The organism is Burkholderia sp. FW306-1C-G01B (assembly GCF_058781685.1).
The window spans coordinates 400,594-419,560 of record NZ_JBYSWZ010000002.1 but is presented as its reverse complement, the minus strand read 5'-3'; the positions used below and the strand labels follow the sequence as shown (position 1 = coordinate 419,560).

General features: G+C 66.0%; 15 protein-coding genes. 7 read left to right on the top strand and 8 right to left on the bottom strand.

Translation table 11 applies throughout. The features are described from left to right. Nucleotides 1–24: 24 nt before the first annotated feature. Nucleotides 25–1,659: a GH32 C-terminal domain-containing protein gene (locus AC3WLY_RS06225; RefSeq protein WP_310132361.1), complete on the bottom strand. Its 1,635-nt coding sequence runs from the start codon at nucleotides 1,657–1,659 to the stop codon at nucleotides 25–27. Nucleotides 1,660–2,506: 847 nt separating this feature from the next. Here AC3WLY_RS06225 and AC3WLY_RS06220 point away from each other — a divergent pair. Further along, a complete protein-coding gene (locus tag AC3WLY_RS06220; protein WP_492308067.1) occupies nucleotides 2,507–3,757 on the top strand; it encodes an MFS transporter in 1,251 nt (416 codons plus the stop codon). A gap of 6 nt (nucleotides 3,758–3,763) precedes the next feature. Here AC3WLY_RS06220 and AC3WLY_RS06215 read toward each other — a convergent pair whose 3' ends face one another. The 5 genes from AC3WLY_RS06215 to AC3WLY_RS06195 all read right to left on the bottom strand — a co-directional run bounded on the left by AC3WLY_RS06215 (nucleotide 3,764) and on the right by AC3WLY_RS06195 (nucleotide 10,643). Then, entirely contained in the window at nucleotides 3,764–4,126 is a 363-nt protein-coding gene (locus AC3WLY_RS06215) for a YbjQ family protein (RefSeq protein WP_072441940.1), read from the bottom strand. Nucleotides 4,127–4,322: 196 nt separating this feature from the next. Further along, nucleotides 4,323–5,576, bottom strand: coding sequence for a M20/M25/M40 family metallo-hydrolase (locus AC3WLY_RS06210; protein ID WP_310132368.1), 1,254 nt, complete (start codon nucleotides 5,574–5,576; stop codon nucleotides 4,323–4,325). A 79-nt stretch (nucleotides 5,577–5,655) separates the two neighbouring features. Next, nucleotides 5,656–7,368, bottom strand: a complete 1,713-nt coding sequence (locus AC3WLY_RS06205) for a M36 family metallopeptidase (RefSeq protein ID WP_492308068.1) — start codon at nucleotides 7,366–7,368, stop codon at nucleotides 5,656–5,658. Between the two features lie 489 nt (nucleotides 7,369–7,857). Then, nucleotides 7,858–8,802, bottom strand: a complete 945-nt coding sequence (locus tag AC3WLY_RS06200) for a GlxA family transcriptional regulator (protein ID WP_175962289.1) — start codon at nucleotides 8,800–8,802, stop codon at nucleotides 7,858–7,860. 260 nt (nucleotides 8,803–9,062) lie between these two features. Next, the gene (locus AC3WLY_RS06195) at nucleotides 9,063–10,643 is read right to left on the bottom strand and encodes an isocitrate lyase (protein WP_175962290.1); all 1,581 of its coding nucleotides are present in this window, start codon (nucleotides 10,641–10,643) and stop codon (nucleotides 9,063–9,065) included. Between the two features lie 707 nt (nucleotides 10,644–11,350). Between AC3WLY_RS06195 and AC3WLY_RS06190 the strand changes: the two genes are divergently transcribed. The 6 genes from AC3WLY_RS06190 (at nucleotide 11,351) to AC3WLY_RS06165 (ending at nucleotide 17,097) form a co-directional block, all read left to right on the top strand. Further along, complete coding sequence (locus tag AC3WLY_RS06190) at nucleotides 11,351–12,304, top strand: choline ABC transporter substrate-binding protein (RefSeq protein ID WP_072441929.1); 954 nt, start codon at nucleotides 11,351–11,353, stop codon at nucleotides 12,302–12,304. Nucleotides 12,305–12,383: 79 nt separating this feature from the next. Beyond that, the gene (gene cdhC, locus AC3WLY_RS06185; protein ID WP_175962250.1) at nucleotides 12,384–13,313 is read left to right on the top strand and encodes a 3-dehydrocarnitine:acetyl-CoA trimethylamine transferase CdhC; all 930 of its coding nucleotides are present in this window, start codon (nucleotides 12,384–12,386) and stop codon (nucleotides 13,311–13,313) included. Nucleotides 13,314–13,395: 82 nt separating this feature from the next. Next, complete coding sequence (locus tag AC3WLY_RS06180) at nucleotides 13,396–14,361, top strand: L-carnitine dehydrogenase (RefSeq protein WP_034180716.1); 966 nt, start codon at nucleotides 13,396–13,398, stop codon at nucleotides 14,359–14,361. Between the two features lie 10 nt (nucleotides 14,362–14,371). Beyond that, nucleotides 14,372–14,860 (top strand): thioesterase family protein, encoded by a 489-nt coding sequence (locus tag AC3WLY_RS06175; RefSeq protein WP_425130050.1) that lies wholly within the window; start codon nucleotides 14,372–14,374, stop codon nucleotides 14,858–14,860. A 28-nt stretch (nucleotides 14,861–14,888) separates the two neighbouring features. Further along, complete coding sequence (locus AC3WLY_RS06170; RefSeq protein ID WP_492308069.1) at nucleotides 14,889–15,869, top strand: alpha/beta hydrolase; 981 nt, start codon at nucleotides 14,889–14,891, stop codon at nucleotides 15,867–15,869. Between the two features lie 22 nt (nucleotides 15,870–15,891). Further along, nucleotides 15,892–17,097 (top strand): TauD/TfdA family dioxygenase, encoded by a 1,206-nt coding sequence (locus AC3WLY_RS06165; RefSeq protein ID WP_492308070.1) that lies wholly within the window; start codon nucleotides 15,892–15,894, stop codon nucleotides 17,095–17,097. Between the two features lie 202 nt (nucleotides 17,098–17,299). On the opposite strand, the gene AC3WLY_RS06160 is transcribed toward AC3WLY_RS06165, so the two are convergent. Further along, on the bottom strand, nucleotides 17,300–17,602 hold the full coding sequence (locus AC3WLY_RS06160) for a DUF4148 domain-containing protein (RefSeq protein WP_034180712.1): 303 nt from the start codon (nucleotides 17,600–17,602) through the stop codon (nucleotides 17,300–17,302). A 214-nt stretch (nucleotides 17,603–17,816) separates the two neighbouring features. Continuing rightward, nucleotides 17,817–18,803 carry an oxidoreductase gene (locus tag AC3WLY_RS06155; protein WP_492308071.1) on the bottom strand — a complete coding sequence of 329 codons (987 nt, stop codon included), beginning with the start codon at nucleotides 18,801–18,803 and terminating at the stop codon, nucleotides 17,817–17,819. Nucleotides 18,804–18,967 lie beyond the last annotated feature (164 nt).

Below are 18,967 nucleotides of genomic sequence, written 5' to 3'. Positions count from 1 at the left end.
GACCTTTCGCGCCAGCTTTTTGCACTATTGTTCCGCACCGCGCGGACCAGCGAGACGGGTAATCGTCATATCGATGAACGTCGCGTCGCCGTTGTCGGCGAAGACCGACACGCGATTGTCGTCGGGTGCCGGAAAGATGAGGTCCGTGATGACGGCATGGCCCTCGCCCGTAAACACTTCCACCGAATTCCGGTCAACCAGCACGGTAAGGTGCAACTTCCCGTTCTCCAGCGGCAAATTGACAACGTGCTGCTTGCTGAACGCGTTCGAGAACTGGGTGTCGCCGGACCTCGACCGGTCGAGCGTCAAGGTACGGTTTGCGGTGTCGTAGAAGATCCGAGTGCCCGTCTCACCATCGGCCGAGCCGCGCACGATGAGCCCGGCACGCCTGGCCGAATGCGGGCTGATCGTCACGTCGATGTTCTGCACGGCGCCGCGCGTGGCCGGCGCGAGTTCGCGGGTTGCCGACGACACCGTCAGCGTTTTCACGTGCGTCGCCGCAAGGCCTCGCACGAAGGACGCATACTGCGCGACCGGCGCGGACGTGAGCCGCGGCATTCCGTTAATGGTTTTCAGCGCGAGCACGCGGGGCAGCGCCATGGCGCCCCGCCACGGTGTGGTCGGGATCTGCGCCGCGTAGTCCCAGTTGCTCATCCAGCCGATCGTGATCGCCCGGCCGTCCGGCGCATTGGCGAACGTGCCAGCCGCGTAGTAGTCGGCGCCGTTGTCGAGCCACTGGTACTCGGCAGGATCCGAGCCGGCCGGCGCCACATGCTCCGGCGTGAACGTGCGGCCGTCGAAGTGGCCGACGAAATACATCACGCCGGAGCCGCCCGCAATCGACCACGGATTGACGTTGACGATCATCACCCACTTCTGCCTGCGACTGTCGCCGTCGAGTGGCAGCGGAAACAGGTCCGGCATTTCCCAGAGCGTTCCGTGATGGGGGATGTTGCGCAGCGTAAAATCACTGAGAAATTCCCAGTCGATCAGGTTGTGCGAGCGGTACATCTTCACGACGTGCGCGTCGGCGACCACGGTGGTCATCAGCCAGTAGCCGCCCGGCGCGTACCACGACACCTTCGGGTCGCGAAAGTTTTTTGATTCCGGGTTGAGGGTGAGCACCGGATTGTGTGCGTACTGCCGCCATGTCCGACCGCCATCGTTGCTGTAGGCAAGCGACTGCGCCTGGGTGCCGGGCGCATGGCCGGAGGCGGCCTTGTATACGCTTGTGTAAAGCGCGACGAGCGGCGCCGAACACGCGGTGCCCAGTCCGGAAGTGTTGTGCGCATCGACGACGATCGAGCCGGAGAAAAACTCCTCGGTCGGGTTCGCGCGCATCGCGACCGGCTGTTCCTTCCAGTGGAGCAGATCCCGGCTGGTGGCGTGTCCCCACGACATATCGCCCCATACGTTGGCATTCGGGTTGAACTGGTAGAACAGGTGGTACAGGCCCTGGTAGTAGACCAGTCCGTTGGGGTCGTTCATCCAGTTGCGCTGCGGTGTGTAGTGAAGTGCGGATCGCCACTGCGGTGTGTCTGGACCACCTTCGCGCGACGCTTCGGATGCCGCCGCACACGCCGTTGTCGCAACGGCCAGCATTGCAATCACACAAGCGGAGAGGAGCCTCAAGATGCGCATTATTTTCTGGTAACGCATGGGACAATCTCTCGTTCAATATAGAACTGGAAGTTCCCGGTTCCAATCACGTTGGAAGCGATCACGCCGCATTCTGGCCATGGAACCACGTCGATTCTCCGCTGTTACGCAGGTTCCTGTAGCGCTGTGCGCCCAGAATTGATTTAGCAGATGTTTGCTGGATACCGCTTCATGCAGAATCCCGGAAGGATTCCGATAGGGTATGAGTACTTCCGTAGCAATACCGGGTGGGTTGGTCGAATCGTTCATCAACGCAATCCGACTTCGGCGCGATGCTCTGGCAAGCCGGCCGCGTCCGTGTATGGGTTATTACACAACCGTCACCGCAGCACAGCCACCGCCCATACCATCGTGATCAGCAAAAGACGAACAGCCCAGTCCAGTTCGAAATCCCCGGTCAAACACGCGACGCGCGTTCAGCATGGGTAGCGTGCGCCGATTTGCTCCCGTCGATGACGCGATGAGCCTGACTGGTGCGTGACTGTCAGCTACCTGGTGCGGATCCGGCGTTCGACTGACCGCTCCACGAAACGGATGAACGGCGATAGATGGCCGATCCCCGACAGTCTGCCCCGCGTTCCCCGGAAATCCACGACGAACTTCTTTTTTGCGGTGCGGGACGGATGCGCCGGTGTAGTGCGCTCCTGCCTCGGCCGATCGAACGGCCGTTTTGCCGTGATTGGCATATCATCGCGATTTTGCCGCGTCTGCGCTGTCCAGCCGACTGTCTCCACGACCGGGGACCGATATCGCGTCGCGATGGGCAAGTCGTTGCGCAAGCACGCACATGCGCAGGTAGCCGCTCGTTGAGCGGTTGCGTCACGCACCGCCGATCGCCGAGACCCCGATGACCGCCCACTTACCCGAACCCGCTCCTTCCTCCCCGTTACCTGCCAACCTGTTCCGTCACGCGCCGTTCCAGCGCTTCTGGGGCACACGCGTGATGTCGTCGCTGGCTTTCCAGATCCTGTCGGTCGCGATCGGCTGGTACGTGTACGCGCTCACGCACAGCGCGTTCGCACTCGGTCTCGTCGGCCTCGCGCAGTTCGTGCCGATGTTCGCGCTGACGCTCGTCGTCGGGCAAGTAGCCGACCGCTACGATCGCCGGCGCATCGCGACGATCTGCCAGGGCGTCGAGGCGCTGGCCGCCGGCGTGTTCCTGCTCGGCGCCGTGCAAGGGTGGCTGGCCGCGCCGGCCGTGTATGCGCTCGCGGCGATCGTCGGCACGGCCCGTGCGTTCGAGTCGCCGTCGGTGTCGTCGCTGCTGCCGGCCGTCGTGCCTCGCACCGACCTGCCGCGCGCGACCGCGCTGTCGACGTCCGCGAACCAGGCCGCGCAGATCCTCGGGCCCGCGTTCGGCGGTCTGCTCTACGGTGTCGGTGCGCCCGTCGCGTTCGGCACAAGCGTCGTGGCATTCGCGATCGCGGCGGTGCTGAGCGGCACGATTCCGCTGCGCAGCGCGCCGCCTGCACGCGAGCCGGTCACGCTGCGTTCGGTGTTTTCGGGGATCGGGTTCATTCGGCGCGAACCGGCGATCCTCGGCGCGCTGTCGCTCGACCTGTTCGCGGTGCTGTTCGGCGGCGCGACCGCGCTGCTGCCGATCTACGCGCGCGACATTCTGCAAGTCGGGCCGTGGGGGCTCGGCGCATTGCGCGCGGCGCCCGCGGTCGGCGCGCTCGCGGGCACGCTGTGGCTTACGCGTTTCCCGTTGAAAGGGCGGCCGGGCCGCGCGATGTTCGGCGGCGTGATCGCGTTCGGCATCGCGACGATCGTGTTCGGGCTGTCGCGGCACTTCGCGCTGTCACTCGTTGCGCTGGCCGCGCTGGGCGCATCGGACGTGGTCAGTGTCGTCGTGCGCCTGTCGCTCGTGCAGCTTCGTACGCCAGACGACATGCTCGGGCGCGTGAGCGCAGTCAATTCGCTGTTCATCGGCACGTCGAACCAGCTCGGTGAATTCGAATCGGGCGTGACGGCCGCATGGTGGGGTGCGCCGACGGCAATCGTCGTCGGCGGTGCTGCGACGATTGCCGTCGCGATCGCGTGGATGCGGCTGTTTCCTCAGCTCACGAACATGAAGTCGCTCGAGCGCGACGTGTGATGGGCGTCACGCGTCCTGCGTCACACGCACGGCCGTGCCATAGCAGATCACTTCCGTGACGCCCGACCCGATCTCGGTCGAGTCGTAGCGCATCGCGACGACTGCGTTCGCGCCGAGTTTGCGCGCATCGGCGAGCATCTTGTCGAATGCCTGCTGGCGGGCTTTCTCGCACAGCGACGTGTAGAGCGTGATGTTGCCGCCGAAGATCGTCTGCAGCGATGCGCCGAACGAGCCGACGATCGAGCGCGAACGCACGATGATGCCCTGTGCGACGCCGAGCGAGCGAACGGTCGTATGGCCGGGCAGGTCGAATGCGGTCGTGACGCGAGCGGGCGACAGATCGTCGACGGAGCGGGTGGTGTCGGTCATGGGGGAAGCGTGTAGCGGAGTGATCGAACGACGATTCTATCCGGATGAGCACGCGTTCGCGGTTCGACGGGAGTCAAGCGTGCGACGGAGGTGACGCACGATGCCGGCGGCGGACCCTTCACGGAGGACGCGTGTGCGAGCCGCGAGCACATGCGTCCTTCGTTTCCGGATCGACGAACGACTTGCCCCCCTGCCGTCAGGGTTTCACGGCTACGGAGCCATCCCCGCCGAGATCGACCGCATAGGCCAGCGCCAGCTTGCCGAACTTCAGCGCGTGGTTTGCCTGGCGATCCGAGTTCTCCAGCGTGTCGTTCACGGTATGGATATACGGGCTGTCGTTCTGGTCGGCCTCGAACGGGAACGACGCCGGATAGCCCTGCGCATTCCACGACGCATGATCCGAGCACGCATACCCGCACTGCGACGTGCCGATCGCGAGTTCCGGCAGGTAGGTCTTCGCCAGATTCGTCAGGTAGGTGTTCTGCGACGCGTTCGTGTAATCGGTGATCAGGTAGATATCCTTCGGATCGCCCTTGTAGTTCGTCATGTCGAGCTGCAAAACGCCGACCACGTTCGCATTCTGCGCGCGGAACTGTTTCGCGATCGCCTTCGAGCCGAGCAGGCCGGCTTCTTCTGCCGCGTACCCGACAAACTTGATCGTCCGCTTCGGCCGGTAGTTGTTCGCGAGCAGCACGCGCAGCGCTTCGGTGAGGCTCGCGATGCCCGACGCATCGTCGTCCGCGCCGGGCGAGCGCGTGTTCTCCGTCGTGCGGCCGACGGTCGAATCGAGGTGGCCGCCCAGCACGACGGTGCCCGCGGCCGGATCGCTGCCGCGGATCGTCAGGATCACGGATTTCTGCGGAAAGCCCGTGTGCGCGAACTGTTCGACGGTGATGTCGGCGCGCGCGCCCGCCAGTTGCTTCCACTGCAGCGCGAGCCAGTCCGATGCGGCAACGCCGTGCGACGTCGTGTAGTAGCGGTTCGTGAAGCCCGACAGCGACGTGATCGTGCCGACGATGTTGCTGGCCTGCAGTTGCTGGATCCAGGTGCCGATCTGCGGCACGTTCGACACCTTGTACGCGGGTGCCGCGGCGTGCTTCGCGAGCGCCGGCGGCAACGGCTGCAGCGCCTGGCGCGCTTCGTCGAACGAATCGTGCACGACGTAGCCGGGCCCGTGGCCGCGCGTGCGGTGCACGGCGTGGGCCAGCTCGCCGAGTCGCGAATCGTCGATCTCGACGACATGAACCGTTTCGCGGCGCGCGGCGCCATCGGCCGTCTTGCCGGCATCGACGGTCGTGCTGTATTGCGCGGTCGCGCTCGCATCGATGCGTTGAAGCTGGCGGAACGCCGCATCGCCGAGCGTGATCCACACGGGGGCCGCATGCGCGGCTGCAGTCAACAGCATGCCGCCCAGCGCGGCGCTCAGATGAGTGAGTTTCAGAGTAGGCATGTTCGATCTCGCGAGGGTAACGATGTCGAGGAGGAGGGCGCGCCGCAGGTCGTGCGATGCGCCCCCGCCTGCTGCGGAACTACGATTTCTGCGGCACGGTCACGCCGTACGTGCAGCTCTTGTTGTACGCATTGCCGATCGCCGTGAGCTGCGCGCTGCTGTAGCCGAGCGCGGAGGCGGCCGTCAGCACGGCCTGAGCGGCGGCCTTCTGGTTGGTCGAGCTGTTGGTCATCGACAGCCCCTTCAGGAACGCCTTGTCCATCGCCTGCGCGCCGATCGCGTCGCGCGCGACGAGGTTGCACGATGCCCAATACTGGCCGGCCGTATGGATCTCGGCACCGCGCGCCTGCGCATAGGTGCGCCCGACGTTCCAGTTGGTCACGCGGCCGCCCCAGTACTCGTTGTGGCCGTCCCAGTTGAAGACCCAGTTGTACTGCGCGTCCGACGGGCTCCACTGGTTGAAGTCGCGGCTGTACGCGGCGGCGAGATAGTCGCCGGTGCCTTCGGACAGCCCCTCCTGCTGCGACAGGCCGCCGTTGGTCACCCAGTCGTGGATGCCGTGGCCGAGTTCGTGAATCACGACGTCCGCATCCTCGGCATCGTCGACACCGCCTTGTCCGAAGGTCAGCCGGCCGCTGCTCGACGAGTACGACGAGTTGTCGTCGCCCGATTCGCCGTGCGGATCGTACTGCACGCCGCCCGTGTACTGGTACGGCAACGCCTTGATGCCGAGCGTCTGGTTCACGTAGCGCAGGAACGTGTCGATGTGGTAGTACGCGTTCACAGCCTCGAAATACAGGTTGCCGCGCGTGAACTCGAACGCGGGCGTCGACTGCAGCGGGCACGCGTTGTCGCGCGGCGCATCGAAATCGACGCACGCCGCATACGGGCCCGACAGCGCGTAGCGCGCGCTCGACTGCCCGAGATCCTTCAGCGTCACGCGCACGCGCGCGGCCGTGAGCTGAGTCGAATCGGCGTCGCTGCTGTCCTTGTAGCCGGTGCTGCCGTAGCTGCTTTTCGTCGGCGACAGCGGATCCGGACGGAACACGAAGCCCGTGCCGTCGGTGGCATAGAACGCCTTGTCCTCGGCGCGCAGCACTTCGCCGCTGCCCGAGTCGATCAGCAGTTCCCAGTCGCCCTTCGGGCCGTCCTGCGGGCGGCCGCGCACCTTCCATGCGGTGTGCGTGCCGGCCTTGTCGACGAACGCGACGAGCTGCGCGTCGAGATTCGTGAAGCCGCTCACGCCGAGATACGCGCGCGCACGGTCGAGCGCCTGCTGCTGGTCGACCGCCTGAGACTTGCGCGACGTCGCGACCACGCCGTTGATCGTGTTGCTCGCAACGTACAGGATGCGACCGTCCTTCGCGACCGTCACCGCGATGTCGCTGCCGTACACGGGCAGCCCGGCGGCCTGCTGCTGCAGGCGCACGACAGTGAAGTCGGCATCGTCGCGCTCCGACGTGACGACGAGGCTCGCGAGCGCGGCCGCGTCGAGCCCGAGCTGCGTCGCCTGCGTTACGACGAAGTCGCGCGCGGTTGCAGCGGGTGTCGCGGCGGCCTTCTTCACGCGATACGCGGGGTTGTACAGCGTGACGGCGACGCCGTCCGCGCGGAACTGCCCGGCGGCCGTATCGGCTTTCGCGGCGGGCGGCGCGACGCCGCGCGTCAGGCTTTCGCGCAGGCTCGCTGCCTGCGGATTCGAGACCTTCGTATCGGCCGCGGCGCCGCCGACGATGCCGAAACCGAGCGCAAGGCCCAGGGCGAGCGGCAATGCTTTGCGTGATGTCTGCATACGTGATCCTCATCTCAACGGTTGGACACGCCCGCGTACTCGTGGCGCGCAGGCACGACACGGCCCGCGCGCCGGCTCGATGGAACCGGTGCGGCGAAGCGGTGTTGGGAGCGTCGACTGACTAAGGAAACCTAAATGTCAGGTCGAGAAGAAACAGGCGGGAGCAGCGGTGGGGAAGCGAACGGCAGGCAGGTGCGGCGACGGCGAAGCGAGCATCGTCATGTCAGACCCCTCGGATCGATACTGATATCGGTTGGATATCGGCCGGCAGCCTTGCGCGGATCGACATGCGTCGAATCCAGTCTCTCGTCTCGTTAGGCTGCCTATCTAATTGCGAGGTATGTTACAGAATATTTTCGGCGACATTGCAAATTATTTTCGACGATCGCTTCGGTCCGTCGATCGATCGCCGGCATTGTTCAGCGAGCGGCGGGAAACGCCGCCGGAACGCGCAATACCACGCAGGATTGTGATTAAAACCCGCGACGATCAGCGTGTTGCGCGACGGTCGCTGCGCGGGCTCAAGCCGAACCGCGCGCGATACGTGCGCGAGAAATGCGACGGCGATTCGAACCCGCACGCGACGCACACCGACGTGATGCTCATGTCGGTCTGCTGCAGCAGTTCGCGAGCACGATCGAGGCGCAGGTTCAGGTAGAAATGCGTCGGCGTATCGTTCAGCGTCGCGCTGAACAGCCGTTCGAGCTGGCGTCGCGTGATCGATACGTCCTGCGCGAGCGCGTCGGAGCCGAGCGGATTTTCCATGTGCTGCTGCATCGTGCCGATCACCTGGATCAGCTTGCGGTTGTGCACGCCGTAGCGCGCGGCGATCTCGAGCCGCTGGCTGTCCGAGCGCTGCCGGATGCGGCTGACGACGAACTGCTCGGAGATCGCCGCCGCGAGATCGGCGCCGTGCCGGCGCCCGATCAGGTCGAGCATCATGTCGATCGACGCGGTGCCGCCCGCGCACGTGATGCGCCGGTCGTCGATCTCGAACAGCTCCTGCGTCGCGTTCAGGCCCGGATAGCGCTCGCGGAACGCGGCCAGCGCTTCCCAGTGCAGCGTCAGCGGCTGCGACGCGTCGAACAGCCCGGCTTCCGCGAGTACGAAGCTGCCCGTGTCGATGCCGCCGAGCGTCGCGCCGTGCCGGTGCTGGCGGCGCAGCCAGTCGCCGAGCGCGCGCGTGTAGCACACGAGCGGATCGAAACCCGCGACGACGAACACCGTATCGACCTGCGCGACGTCCGCGCACGCGGCTTCGGCGGCGACGGGGATGCCGTTGCTCGCGGTGACCGGCGCACCGTCGGCGCTGATCACGTGCCAGCGGTAAAGCTCGGTGCGGAAGCGGTTCGCGACGCGCAGCGGCTCGACCGCGGACATGAAGCCGAGCGCGGAGAAGCCGGGCAGCAACAGGAAGTGGAAATCCTCGGGCATCGGGGCAGGGGATGGAATCCGGTGGTCGTCGCACATCGCACGGGATTGCGAACGGACGGGCACACGCCGCGGCCGGCTCGCAGGCGCCGAACGGTCAGCGTCAGCGGGAGATTATCGCGGGTTTTGCCCGGCTTCAGCGCGTTTTTGCGGTACGCACGGTCCGGCGCGCGGTGGTCGACGGCAGTTCGCCGGAACGACTTCCCGAATGAAAAAAAACGCCAGCCCGGCTGGGCTGGCGTTTCGCTTCGGGTATGCCGGTATCAGAACTGGTTCATCGTGTTGTCCTTACCCGCCGCCTTCAGCGCCGCTTCGCCGCTGAAATATTCCTTGTGGTCGTCGCCGATGTCCGAGCCGGACATGTTCTGGTGCTTCACGCAGGCGATGCCCTGGCGGATTTCCTTGCGCTGCACGCCGGCCACATAACCCAGCATGCCCTGGTCGCCGAAGTATTCCTTGGCCAGGTTGTCGGTCGACAGCGCGGCGGTGTGGTACGTCGGCAGCGTGATCAGGTGGTGGAAGATACCGGCTTCGCGCGATGCGTCGGCCTGGAACGTGCGGATCTTTTCGTCGGCGAGCGCTGCCAGTTCGGTCTGGTCGTATTCCACGCTCATCAGCTGCGCGCGGTCGTATGCCGACACATCCTTGCCCTCGGCCTTCATCGCGTCATACGCCTGCTGACGGAAATTCAGCGTCCAGTTGAACGACGGGCTGTTGTTGTACACCAGCTTCGCGTTCGGGATGACCTTGCGAATCTCGCTGACCATGCCGCCGATCTGCGCGATATGCGGTTTTTCGGTTTCGATCCACAGCAGGTCGGCGCCGTTTTGCAGTGCGGTGACGCAATCCAGCACGCAGCGCGCTTCGCCCGTGCCGGCGCGGAACTGGAACAGGTTGCTCGGCAGGCGCTTCGGACGCAGCAGCTTGCCGTCGCGCTTGATGACGACGTCACCGTTGCCCAGTTGGTCGGCCGACAATTCTTCGCAATCGAGGAACGAGTTGTATTGGTCGCCCAGGTCGCCCGGCGTGCTGGTCACCGCGATCTGCTTGGTCAGGCCGGCGCCCAGCGAGTCGGTACGGGCCACGATGATGCCGTCGTCCACGCCCAGTTCCAGGAACGCGTAGCGGATCGCGCGGATCTTCGCGAGGAAGTCCTCGTGCGGCACGGTGACCTTGCCGTCCTGGTGGCCGCACTGCTTCTCGTCGGACACCTGGTTTTCGATCTGGATGCAGCATGCGCCCGCTTCGATGAACTGCTTGGCCAGCAGGTACGTGGCTTCCGCGTTGCCGAAACCCGCGTCGATGTCGGCGATGATCGGCACGACGTGCGTTACGTGGTTGTCGATTTTTTCCTGGATGGCGGCCTTCGCAGCGCCTTCGGCTGCATCCAGCTCGCGGAACAGGCCGCCCAGCTCACGGGCATCGGCCTGGCGCAGGAACGTGTACAGCTCGCGGATCAGCGCGCTGACGGCGGTTTTTTCGTGCATCGACTGGTCCGGCAGCGGGCCGAACTCGGAGCGCAGCGCGGCCACCATCCAGCCGGACAGATAAAGGTAGCGGCGTTCGGTGCTGTTGAAGTGCTTCTTGATGGAGATCATCTTCTGCTGGCCGATGAAACCGTGCCAGCAGCCGAGCGACTGCGTGTACTTCGCCGGGTCGGCATCGTAAGCGGCCATGTCGGCGCGCATGATCCTGGCGGTGTACTTCGCGATGTCCAGACCCGTCTTGAACTTGTTCTGGGCACGCATGCGGGCGGCATACTCGGGGCTGATGGCATTCCACGCGCTGCCGTGGTTTTCTTTCAAACCGGCAACTGCCTTGATGTCGTCTTGATACTGGGCCATGTCAATCTCCTGAGAGCAAAGCGCGTTTGAGTAAATGGTCGAGCGTGGCGCTCCGTATGTCGAAGCGAACTGCATGACTGAATAGTAACGCCGCTCGATGCGCTTTTGATGATGTCTTATATAAGACATAAGACATAAATTTCCCTTGTTTTTCAATGAGATGCGTGGCGATTTTTGCGATGCAAAACAAGTTTTCAAGCGGCGAAAAAGGGATGCCGCGGGAATTCGACGCGAGTTCCGCAATGTGAAACGGTCTTTCGGCTGCTGGAGGAAGGGCAGCACGATGGTTCGAGCAACGATTGCTCGCGGGACGATCGTGTAGACGTCTGTTTCTACGAACGGACGGACGGCTTTCCAACGTACGATCAAGCGCGCTGTGGAAGTCGCCGGGCCGACCTGGTCAATACATCCGAGCGGCTCCAGCTTCGAGCCCGAAGCCGCATCGGCATCCCGTCCCTTCCCGACGGAATCGAAAGCCTCGCGCCGCATGCGGACAAGCCCGCTTCACCCAAAACACGCGGCAAAACCCCGTCCAACAAGCCTCTCCAAAACACTAGTGGTTTCCACCCATAGTCGCAAATAGTCAAGAACAGGTCGCCGCCGGTCTTCTCGCGGCCAATATGGCTCGTTACTTTTACTCCCACGATGCAGGCCGGCGCACACCCCGCGCACCGGCTGCGACGAGTCCCACCGGGAGGAACCGAACCATGAAGTCGACGAAGATCGCCGCGCTTGTCGCGGCCGTGCTGGCGACCGCCGCGTTCACGAACGCGGCGCGTGCCGAAACGGATGCCGCGACCTGCCGCACCGTGCGTTTCGCGGATATCGGCTGGACCGACATCACGTCGACCACGGCGCTTGCGTCGACCGTGTTCGAGGCGCTCGGCTACAAGCCGACCACGACGATCGCGTCGGTGCCGATCTCGTTCGCCGGCCTGAAGAGCAAGCAGCTCGACGTGTCGCTCGGCTACTGGTGGCCCGTGCAGCAGAAACAGCTCCAGCCGTTCCTCGACAGCAAGTCGATCAACGTCGTCGAAACGCCGAACCTGTCCGGCGCGAAGGCCACGCTCGCGGTGCCGAGCTACGAATACCAGGCCGGCCTGAAGACCTTCGAGGACATCGCGAAGCACCGCGCGGAACTCGACGGCAAGATCTACGGGATCGAGCCGGGCAGCAGCGCGAACGCGACGATCCAGAAGATGATCGACACGAACCAGTACGGGCTCGGCGGCTTCAAGCTGGTCGAATCGAGCGAGGCCGGGATGCTGGTGACGGTCGAGCGTGCGATCCGCGAGAAGAAGTGGGTCGTGTTCCTGGGCTGGGAACCGCATCCGATGAACATCCAGCTCAGCATGAACTACCTGTCCGGCGGCGACGCGTCGTTCGGCCCGAACTACGGCGAAGCGCGCGTGTACACGCTGACGGCGCCCGACTTCATCGCGCGCTGCCCGAACGCAGGCAAGCTCGTCACGAACCTGCGTTTTTCGACGCAGCTCGAGAACCAGCTGATGCAGTCGGTGATGAACAAGACGAAGCCGGCCGACGCCGCGAAGGCCTACCTGAAGAAGAACCCGCAGGTGCTCGATCCGTGGCTCGCAGGCGTCAAGACGTTCGACGGCAAGGACGGCTTGCCCGCCGTAAAGGCGTATCTCGGCCTGTAATGGCCTGCGCGCTGCACGACGCGTGCACCGAAAAAACATCAGCAATGCGAAATAACCAGAGTCAAGCGAGGCAATCAGCATGAACCATGAAGTCATCGTGACCTGCGCCGTCACCGGCGCGGGCGATACGGTCGGCAAGCACCCGGCGATTCCGGTCACGCCGAAGGAGATCGCGGCCGCCGCGATCGAAGCCGCGAAGGCAGGCGCCACCGTCGCGCACTGCCATGTGCGCGATCCGCAGACGGGGCGCGGCAGCCGCGACCCGAACCTGTACCGCGAAGTGGTCGACCGCATCCGCTCGGCCGACGTCGACGTGATCATCAACCTGACGGCCGGCATGGGCGGCGATCTCGAGATCGGCCCGGGCGAAGACCCGATGCGCTTCGGCAAGGGCACCGATCTGGTCGGCGGCCTCACGCGTCTCGCGCACGTCGAGGAACTGCTGCCCGAGATCTGCACGCTCGACTGCGGCACGCTGAATTTCGGCGACGGCGACTACATCTACGTGTCGACGCCCGCGCAGTTGCGCGCCGGCGCGAAGCGCATCCAGGAGCTCGGCGTGAAGCCGGAGCTGGAGATCTTCGATACGGGCCATCTGTGGTTCGCGAAGCAGTTGCTGAAGGAAGGGCTGCTCGACGATCCGCCGCTGTTCCAGCTTTGCCTCGGCATTCCGTGGGGCGCGCCGGCCGATACGGGCACGATGAAGGCGATGGTCGACAACCTGCCGCCGGGCGCGCACTGGGCCGGCTTCGGGATCGGCCGCATGCAGATGCCGATGGTCGCGCAGGCGATGCTGCTCGGCGGCCACGTGCGCGTCGGCCTCGAGGACAACATCTGGCTCGACCGCGGCGTGCATGCGACCAACGGCACGCTCGTCGAGCGCGCGCGAGAGATCGTCGAACGGCTCGGCGCCCGCGTGCTGACGCCAGCCGAAGGCCGCCGCAAGCTTGGCCTGCCCGCACGCGGCGAGCGACCGCTCGAACGCCGCGCGATCGCCGAATTCGCGTGAGTTTTGCCTGACCGATACGACATGGCGGCGCGCACAGGCGTGGTCGCCCACCAATTTCCCCTGAATTGAAGGATGCGTTGACATGGCTGTGAAGACCGACATCAAGACGTTCGCCGCCATCGGCACCGGCGTGATCGGCAGCGGGTGGATTTCCCGCGCGCTCGCGCACGGTTTGGACGTGGTCGTATGGGACCCCGCGCCGGGCGCGGAAGAACGGCTGCGTGCGAACGTCGCGAATGCGTGGCCCGCGCTCGAACGCGTCGGCCTCGCTCCGGGCGCCGATCCCGCGCGGCTGCGTTTCGTGCCGACGATCGAAGCGTGCGTCGCCGATGCCGATTTCATCCAGGAAAGCGCGCCCGAGCGCGAGGCGCTGAAGCTCGAACTGCACGAGCAGATCAGCCGCGCGGCGAAACCCGACGCGATCATCGCGTCGTCGACGTCGGGGCTGCTGCCGACGGATTTCTACGCGCGTGCGACGCATCCGGAGCGCTGCGTGGTCGGCCATCCGTTCAATCCGGTCTACCTGCTGCCGCTCGTCGAGGTGCTCGGCGGCGAGCGCACGTCGCCGGAAGCGGTCGAAGCGGCGATGGAGATCTATCGCAAGCTCGGCATGCGGCCGCTGCACGTGCGCAAGGAAGTGCCGGGCTTCATCGCGGACCGGCTGCTCGAAGCGCTGTGGCGCGAGGCGCTGCACCTGGTCAACGAAGGCGTCGCGACGACCGGCGAGATCGACGACGCGATCCGTTTCGGCGCGGGCATCCGCTGGTCGTTCATGGGCACGTTCCTGACCTACACGCTGGCGGGCGGCGACGCGGGCATGCGACACTTCATGCAGCAGTTCGGCCCTGCGCTCGAACTGCCGTGGACGAAGCTGGTCGCGCCGACGCTCACCGACGCGCTGATCGACAGCGTCGTCGAAGGCACGACCGAACAGCAGGGCACGCGCAGCATCAAGGAACTCGAACGCTATCGCGACGAGTGCATCACCGAGGTGCTGAAATCGATCGCCGCGGTGAAGGCGCGGCACGGGATGCGATTCGAGGACTAAAGGACAGGCGATGACGGGCGATACCCCGCTGACGATATACCGCGACGTGGTGCGGCCCGAATGGGTCGACTACAACGGCCACCTGCGCGATGCGTTCTACCTGCTGATCTTCAGCTTCGCGACCGATGCGCTGCTGGATCGCATCGGCCTCGACGACGCCGCGCGTCGCGAGCGGGGCCGCTCGGTCTACACGCTCGAAGCGCACGTGAACTACCTGCACGAGATCAAGGAGGGCACGCAGGTGCGCGTCGATGCGCGCGTGCTCGCGCACGACGCGAAGCGGCTGCACCTGTATCTCGAACTGTTCGCGGATGGGCACGACGACGCGGTATCGGCGAGCGAGCAGATGCTGCTGCACGTCGATACGCGCGACGGCGCGAAGTCTGCGCCGTTCGATGAAGACGTCGCCGCGCGCGTGGCCGAGCTTCATGCGTTGCAGCGCGATTGCGCGGAGCCGGCGTATGCGGGCCGCGTGATCGGGCTGCCGCCGCGGCGCTAGCGTCGATCTTCAACCGCGGAGGCATGCGATGCTCGAACCGGAAATCGCGGCGTTCGTCGCAGCCGTCGACACGTGGTATCCGGCCGACGCGGCGGCGCGCTCGCCCGGCGAGCAGCGCCGCCTCTACGACCGCTTCGCGGCCGAGTGGACACCGGCGGCTCTGCCGACCGGCATCGTGCAGCAGGATGCCGTGTGGCACGCACCGGACGGACGCGCGATCGCACTGCGGCGTTACACGGCCGCGCACGGTACGCCGCGCGGCACGGTGCTGTTTTTTCATGGCGGCGGCTTCGTCGTCGGCTCGCTCGACAGTCATGCACTGATCACCGCGCAACTGGCGGCCGACACGGGGCTCGACGTGATCGCGGTCGACTACCGGCTGGCGCCCGAACACCGCGCACCGGCTGCTCTTGAAGATTGCCTCGCGGTCACACGCGCCGCGCGTGATGCGCGCTGGCCGTTCGGGCCGTGCGCGTGGCCGCTGACGCTCGCGGGCGACAGCGCGGGTGGCATGCTCGCGGCGGCCGTCGCGACCGCGCTGCGCGATGCGGGCGAAGGCGGCATCGACGGCATCGCACTCGTCTATCCGATGCTCGGGTTCGAACCGCAATCGCCCGCGCGCGAAACGGAAGCGCATGCGCCGATGCTGACGCTCGACGACGTCCATCGCTATCGCGCGCTGTACTGGGACGACCGGTTGGACGGCCAGTTGGACGGCGACCTGCCCGATGCGCTGCTGGACGGCAACCCGCTGCTGCGTGCGTCGGTGCCGCTCGCGGCGTCGCGTTTCGACGGCTTGCCGCCCGTGCTCGCGATCGGCGCCGAGCACGATCCGCTGCGCGACGATGCGCGCGTGTACGTCGAACGGATTCGTGCGGCCGGCGGCGCTGCGCACTACTGGATGGGAGAGGGGCTGGTGCACGGCTGCTGGCGCGCGCTCGGGACGAGCCCGCAGGCGGCGCGGATGCACCGGACGGTCGGCGGGTTTCTGCTTGCACCACACGCGTAGCGGGCGTTTCCGGGAGGCAACGATGCAGGTAGCGCAACACCGTATCGAGGACTGGCGGACGTTTTCCGCCGACGCGGCCAATGCGGCCATTGCCGCGGTAGCAATCGGCGACGGAGCGGTGGACGTCGAATGGAGCGACGCGCGACGATCGCCGTTTCACTTCGACTGGCTGCGCGACAACTGCGCGTGCTCCGCATGCGTGCATGCGGTCACACGCGAACAGGTGTTCGAGATCGCCGACGCGCGCGAGGATCTGTCGGCGCTCACCGTACACGTCGAAACCGACGGCGCGCTGCATGTCGAGTGGAACGACGGGCATCGCAGCGCGTGGTCGCCGGGCTGGTTGCGCGCGCATGCGTACGACGACGCGTCGCGCGCCGAGCGCCAGGCCGCGCACGGGCGGCACGTATGGGCTGGCGACGATGCGACGGCGATCGGCGTGTTCGCGTGGCGCGACGTGATGGAGGACGACGGCGCATTGCTCGCCTGGCTCGCCGCGTTGCAGCGCACCGGGCTGACGCTCGTCGAAGGCGTGCCGGCCGAGCGTGGCCGCGTCGACGAGATCGCGCGCCGCGTGGGCCTGATCCGCGAGAGCAATTTCGGCGTGCTGTTCGACGTCGAATCGAAGCCGCGCCCGGACAGCAATGCGTATACGTCGCTGAACCTGCCGCCGCACACCGATCTGCCGACGCGCGAGCTGCAGCCGGGCGTGCAGTTCCTGCATTGCCTCGCGAACGACGCGACGGGCGGCGACAGCGTGTTCCTCGACGGCTTCGCACTCGCGGACGCGCTGCGGCGCGAGCATCCGGCCGATTTCGAGCAGCTTGCGTCGACGCCGTTCGAGTTCTGGAACAAGAGTGCGAACAGCGACTACCGCTGTTCGGCGCCGGTGATCGGGCTCGATGCGCGCGGCAACGTGACCGAGGTGCGTGTCGCGAACTTCCTGCGCGGGCCGCTCGATGCGCCGGCCGGATCGGTTGCGGCCGTCTATCGCGCTTATCGGCGGTTTCTCGCGCTCGCGCGCGAGCCGCGCTTTCGCGTGCAGCGTCGGCTGCGGGCGGGCGACATGTGGGCGTTCGACAACCGGCGTGTGCTGCATGCACGCACCGAGTTCGATCCGTCGACGGGCCGCCGGCATCTGCAGGGCTGCTATGTCGATCGCGACGAACTGCTGTCGCGGTGGCGGGTGTTGTCGCGTTCGGTGCCTGCCGCGGCCGTGCCGCGCTGACCGGCGGCGCACACGGCGTCATCTTGCACACACGCATGCTTCGCAGACGAAAAAGCGCCCGGACGCAAAGCGCCCGGGCGAAGCCACCCGCTGCCGGGCGGCGGAGGTATGCGTTTCACAAAAAAGGACGAGCCCCGCAAAGGGGCTCGTCCGGATACGGCTTCATCGCGCGACGCGCGGCGCCCGCCGGGGGCGCATCGGCTTACTGGCCGAAGAAGATCGAATCGCGTGCGTTCGACGACGCCGCGGCAGCCGGGGCGCCCGAGTGGACGAGCGGAGCCGGTTGCGCGCCGTAGCCGCTGGCGTCGGCGCCATGAACGCGTGCTTCCGCGCTCTGGATGTCGTTCGGGTAGTACGGGCTCGACACGCCTGGCTTGTAGCCGGCTTGTTCGAGCTGGACCAGTTCGTTCTTCACTTGAGCGCGGGTCACGGTGCTTTGCGCGAATGCGCCGAACGAAGCGGACAGGGCGGCAGCGGCAACGACTGCGGAAACGAGCGATTTCATGATGACCTCCGGTGTTTTATTGAGTTCGCTCTCGACACCATGTCTTAAGCGATTGATCAAATCTTAGTCATCGGATGGTTGAGGGTAAACGCTGATTTTGACGATAAATTGTTTCCTGGGCGGTAACAGTGGTGCGCCGAATCAGTCTTTCAGCCGGCTTTCTTTTCGGTTGATGTAATAAGTATGAAGAATGTTGCGGATCGCGACGCGCAGTTCAGTGCGCGTCGGCCGCCGTGTCGAACGGCCGGCCCGGCGAGCGCCCGGCCGGCGCGCCCGAGCTGAGGAAGCGCACGCCGGTCGCGGCTTCCGATGCTTCCCACAGCAGCGCCGCCGAAGCCACGTCTCGCGCCGAGCGCGGCACGCTCGCGGGCGCCGGCAGCCCGCGCGATTCGAACCAGCCGGACGGCCCGATATATGCGCCGCCGGCGAGATCGGGCGATGTCGCCGCGTGGATAGCGGGCAGTGCGCCCAGGTCGGCCGGCTGCGCGAGATAACGGTTCGCGGCGCGCATCAGCGCGGCGCGGGCGGGCGAACTGTCCATCGCCGGGCCCGCGAACTGCAGGTTGGTCGCCGCATACCCGGGATGCGCGGCGACGCTGATCCCGGCGAACGCGGCGCGCTCGAAGCGGCGCTGCAGTTCGATTGCGAACACGAGGTTCGCGAGCTTGCTGTCGCAATAGGCGAGATAACGGTTGTAGCGATGCTCGGCGCGCAGGTCGTCGACGCGAATCCGGCCGCCGCGGTTCAAGCCGCTCGACATCGTCACGACGCGTGCGCGTCGCGCGGCGCTCAGCGCGGGCAGCAAATGGCCGGTCAGCGCGAAATGGCCGAGGTGGTTGGTGCCGAACTGCATCTCGAAGCCGTCGCGCGTGTGCCGCAGCGGCAGGAACATCACGCCGGCGTTGTTGCAGAGGATGTCGACGCGGCCGTGGCGTTCGGACACGTCGGCCGCGAAGCGTTCGATCGACGCGAGATCGGCGAGGTCGAGCGCATCGACTTCGACATGCGCATCGGGATGGAGCCGGCGGATCGCATCGACGGCCTGCGCGGCGCGCGCGGCGTCGCGGCAGCCCATCACGACGGTTGCGCCTTTTGCGGCTAGCGTTTCCGCGAGCTGCCAGCCGAGGCCGCTGTTGGCGCCGGTCACGACCGCGACCTTGCCGCCCTGCGCCGGGACGTGGCGCGCGCTCCATGCATGCATGTCTGTCTCCATCGACACGGCCGATCGACCGCGGCACGTAATCGTTACATTGAGTGGTGTAACGATAGTGCGTGCGGACGTGGCAGACAAGCGGGGGAATTAGACCGGCGCTTCTAGGGTCGACGCGCGGCGTGGTGCAGCGGGCCGCGGTACGCGGCTGGCAG

What these genes read in the sequence shown, in the direction of transcription:
- AC3WLY_RS06200 (WP_175962289.1), bottom strand. Translation starts at nt 8,802, where the DNA reads ATGCCCGAGGATTTCCACTTCCTGTTGCTGCCCGGCTTCTCCGCGCTC.
- AC3WLY_RS06210 (WP_310132368.1), bottom strand. Translation starts at nt 5,576, where the DNA reads ATGCCTACTCTGAAACTCACTCATCTGAGCGCCGCGCTGGGCGGCATG.
- AC3WLY_RS06195 (WP_175962290.1), bottom strand. Translation starts at nt 10,643, where the DNA reads ATGGCCCAGTATCAAGACGACATCAAGGCAGTTGCCGGTTTGAAAGAA.
- AC3WLY_RS06190 (WP_072441929.1), top strand. Translation starts at nt 11,351, where the DNA reads ATGAAGTCGACGAAGATCGCCGCGCTTGTCGCGGCCGTGCTGGCGACC.
- AC3WLY_RS06215 (WP_072441940.1), bottom strand. Translation starts at nt 4,126, where the DNA reads ATGACCGACACCACCCGCTCCGTCGACGATCTGTCGCCCGCTCGCGTC.
- AC3WLY_RS06170 (WP_492308069.1), top strand. Translation starts at nt 14,889, where the DNA reads ATGCTCGAACCGGAAATCGCGGCGTTCGTCGCAGCCGTCGACACGTGG.
- AC3WLY_RS06205 (WP_492308068.1), bottom strand. Translation starts at nt 7,368, where the DNA reads ATGCAGACATCACGCAAAGCATTGCCGCTCGCCCTGGGCCTTGCGCTC.
- cdhC (WP_175962250.1), top strand. Translation starts at nt 12,384, where the DNA reads ATGAACCATGAAGTCATCGTGACCTGCGCCGTCACCGGCGCGGGCGAT.
- AC3WLY_RS06220 (WP_492308067.1), top strand. Translation starts at nt 2,507, where the DNA reads ATGACCGCCCACTTACCCGAACCCGCTCCTTCCTCCCCGTTACCTGCC.
- AC3WLY_RS06175 (WP_425130050.1), top strand. Translation starts at nt 14,372, where the DNA reads ATGACGGGCGATACCCCGCTGACGATATACCGCGACGTGGTGCGGCCC.
- AC3WLY_RS06165 (WP_492308070.1), top strand. Translation starts at nt 15,892, where the DNA reads ATGCAGGTAGCGCAACACCGTATCGAGGACTGGCGGACGTTTTCCGCC.
- AC3WLY_RS06225 (WP_310132361.1), bottom strand. Translation starts at nt 1,659, where the DNA reads ATGCGTTACCAGAAAATAATGCGCATCTTGAGGCTCCTCTCCGCTTGT.
- AC3WLY_RS06180 (WP_034180716.1), top strand. Translation starts at nt 13,396, where the DNA reads ATGGCTGTGAAGACCGACATCAAGACGTTCGCCGCCATCGGCACCGGC.
- AC3WLY_RS06160 (WP_034180712.1), bottom strand. Translation starts at nt 17,602, where the DNA reads ATGAAATCGCTCGTTTCCGCAGTCGTTGCCGCTGCCGCCCTGTCCGCT.
- AC3WLY_RS06155 (WP_492308071.1), bottom strand. Translation starts at nt 18,803, where the DNA reads ATGCATGCATGGAGCGCGCGCCACGTCCCGGCGCAGGGCGGCAAGGTC.